The following is a 1949-nucleotide window of genomic DNA, read 5'->3' as shown; positions in this document are numbered from 1 at the left end:
AGCATGCGCAGCATGCGGCCATACTCGGTCGCGCCGCCCTGTAGCAGGCCACCAAAACTCAATGCACGCCCGGCACGTCCACCGGCCACGGCCATGCCCGTGAGAAAGGGCGAAACGGCCAGCGTCAGGATCACACCCGCGACGAAGGCCATGCCCATCCACGGATTGTCGCGGTTCAGCGCAACGAAGACATCGCCGAACATCAGTCCGTCGAAATGCTTCGCCCAGGCCTCGGCGTGGACGGAATGACCCAGTAGCGTATCGAGCGTGCTCCACAGCGGCAGCGCGACGACGAGCGTCGGCAACAGCGAGATGAGTATCCACAGCAGCAACAGGCGCCATTGAAGGCCGCCGACGGCGCCGTGACCGATGGCTGCGAAAGCCGAACGTTTGGAATGGCTGTTCATAGCGTCCCCAGCATGGTGTAGATACCCTGCAGAAGGGCGGCAAAGTCCGAACCCCAACGGTTCGAGGCGGCATGATTTTCTTCGACGGTGCGACTGTCGTTTAGCTTGTTCGCGTCGAGATAGATCTTGCGCTCCGGGTCGAGTTCGGCCGAGGTAGCCTTGACCGGTCGGGTGAAGACAAACCGCGCCCACCGACGGTCGTCGTCCCAGCGAACGGTGTCCACCGAGCCGTCGGCGAACGTCACCTTCAGTATCTGCGGCACCTGAGAACCGTCGCGACGCACGGTCACCGTGGTCTTCCATGGAAACGGGCCCGTGCCCGGTCTTGCATCGGGATGAGCTTTCTCCCAATTCTTGCGCTGTTTCTCGATGGCTTCGTCGTTATCGTCGTTGCTCAACTCGACGCGCTTGCCGTCCTTGATCGACGTACCTGCCAGTGGGAGCACTTCGTCGCTGGCGATATCGCTGACGCGATCGTCCACGGTGTCGGTGCCATACACATACTGCTCGAAGACCTGGGCCACGACGGCAGGCTTGCCCGACGATTCAGCGAGGCTCGCCTGGAGATCGGCAATCGAGGGATGACGGAAATGCCAGGTGGCGTAGTAGTCGCGGAAGGCCTTCTCCATCACCGGTTTGCCCAGGCGCTCCTCGAGATCGTGCATGGCCGTGGACGTGCGCGAATACACCGTGGCGTAAGCCGAGCTCGACAAGCGGTCCCATGAATTCTGGCCGAGTGGATCCGCCGGATGCGCCAACGTGGCCATCATGCGCTCGAGCATAAAGCCGCCCATGGGTGCCTCGACGCCGAAGAACTTCCACATCGGTGTCGTGAGGTAGACCAGCTGGTTCYGCTCGCGCAGCATGCGTCCATCCCAATACTCGTTCAGCCCCTCGTCGAGCATTGGCTCCTCGAACTCGTTCGAGGCCAGAAGCCCATAGAAATAGCCGTGTCCGAACTCGTGGATCGTCACGAAATCCAGCAGGAATTCGTTCAAGGTCTTCGGCGCAACCGGACTGTAGTTGTCGGCGGTGAAGAACGTCGGATACTCCATGCCGCCCGCTTCACTCGCGTTGAACGGCGGCACGACGGCGGTCAGCGTCTTGTACGGATACGCGCCGAGTGTCTGCGAGAAATAGGCGATCGAGTCGATCGATGCCTTGAGCACCGGCTTGGCGTCCCCTTCATACTCGGCCGGGTAGATCACGCGGACTTTGACCCTCGGGCTGCCCGGGCCGGTGTACTCGCCGTCGAGCGTCTTGTAACCGGGGGCGGCCATCCAGGCGAAGTCATGCACGTCCGCCTGGATGAAATGCCAGTTGAGATCGTTACCTTCCGGCGTGGGATCGCCCTGCTGCTCACCCACGGCCCCCACGACGTAGTCTTTGGGCACCGTCATGTGGACGTCGTACTCGCCGAAGTCCGCGTAAAACTCGCTATTGAAGTGGAACTCGTGCACGTTCCAGCGCGGCTCCGTGGCCCCGCGCTCACCCGGCAGCTCGAGCACGCCGATCTTCGGGAACCACTGACCGACCAGATGA

The 1949-nt window shown here is 62.0% G+C and carries 1 protein-coding gene and 1 pseudogene; both read right to left on the bottom strand.

Translation table 11 applies throughout. From position 1 onward, the window contains the following. Window positions 1-407 (bottom strand): annotated as a pseudogene (locus AC1DT2_RS22090) (hypothetical protein); the annotation flags it as partial. Next, a partial coding sequence (locus tag AC1DT2_RS22085; protein ID WP_477298756.1) for a M1 family aminopeptidase occupies window positions 404-1949 on the bottom strand: 1546 nt, incomplete at its 5' end. The gene AC1DT2_RS22085 and the pseudogene AC1DT2_RS22090, both read right to left, overlap by 4 nt.

The sequence above is a fragment of the Luteibacter sp. P4_E6 genome (genome assembly GCF_056401535.1).
The sequence above is the reverse complement of the archived record's forward strand: the minus strand, read 5'-3'. Positions and strand labels throughout refer to the sequence as shown.